1 pseudogene is annotated in these 521 nt (G+C 53.7%); it reads right to left on the reverse strand.

The features are described from left to right. Nucleotides 1-521, reverse strand: a pseudogene (locus tag HMPREF3148_RS13725) (hypothetical protein); the annotation flags it as partial.

Here is a 521-nt window from a genome sequence, read left to right on the forward strand (position 1 = left end):
AGTTATTGACACCGTCACCATCGATATCCGGATCAACCGCATCCGGAATACCATCCTTGTCGGTGTCGTTGGTCAACGGACCGTCTGTGATGTCAGCGTTACCGTCCTCAGGATCCTTGTCGGTTACACCGGTATCGCCAAGGCCGTCACCGTCTTTATCGGTGACCTTTCCTTCAGGAACATCGGACTCATCCTTGTTCTTCTTGCCGTCACCATCGGTGTCCTCATCACCATCATTGGTGCCATCACCATCGGTATCCGGGTTCAGCGGATCAAGGCCAGCTGCCTTCTCATCATCATTGGAAACCCCGTCGCCATCTGCATCAGGATCCTCTTCATTGATGATGCCGTCATCATCCTTATCACCCTTCGGGCCATCCTCATCATCCTTATCGATGATATCCGGAATGCCATCACCGTCGGTATCGGTGGTCGCATCCGTGTCCGGGTCAGACTCCTCCTTGTTGGACTTGCCATCACCGTCAGCGTCCTCATCACCATCATTGGTGCCATCACCATCG

This window comes from Corynebacterium sp. HMSC05D08, from assembly GCF_001807215.1.
Taxonomy (GTDB): Bacteria; Actinomycetota; Actinomycetes; order Mycobacteriales; family Mycobacteriaceae; genus Corynebacterium; species Corynebacterium striatum.